The 531-nt window shown below is 46.7% G+C and carries 1 protein-coding gene; it reads left to right on the forward strand.

Features of this window, described 5'->3' with window-relative positions; all coding sequences use genetic code 11:
• Positions 1-122 precede the first annotated feature (122 nt).
• On the forward strand, positions 123-531 hold a 409-nt coding region (locus tag JKG61_RS22805; protein WP_317192437.1), incomplete at its 3' end, for a PD-(D/E)XK nuclease family transposase.

The raw sequence follows: 531 nt of genomic DNA on the forward strand, positions 1-531 counted from the left end.
AATTCTTGCCGACTATTCGTGAGAGTAAGTTTTTTAAGGTACTCATGAGCTCATCCGACTAGGTCGGAATCGGTTTTGGCTGGAAACACTATTTCGGCCGTGAGGAGAACAAAATCAACCTCATCAATTTTTTAAACAGCCTACTAGAAGGCGAGCATGTTATTGCAGATCTCCATTATGCTAATGTCGAGGAAGATGGCGAGCATAGCAGTGAGCGCAAGGTCGTCTTTGATCTACGCTGTATAGGGGAGGGAGGTGAGCACTTCCTGGTGGAGATGCAGTTACAGAACCAAGACTTCTTTTTCGACCGTGCCGTCACCTATACCTCACGCACCATCAGTCGACTCGCCAAGAAAGGCGCAGATGGCAATGGTTACGAATTGCCACCGGTATATTTTGTAGCGGTACTGGGCTTTCAGCTGGATAAGGCCAATAATGCCAAGTACTACTACAGCGCCAAGATCGTTGATCAGTTTGACCAAGAGGTTCTCTATGAAAAGCTGAGCTACAAGATGCTCGTATTGCCCAATT

The sequence above is a fragment of the Sphingobacterium faecale genome (assembly GCF_016746095.1).
GTDB classification, from domain to species: domain Bacteria; phylum Bacteroidota; class Bacteroidia; order Sphingobacteriales; family Sphingobacteriaceae; genus Sphingobacterium; species Sphingobacterium faecale.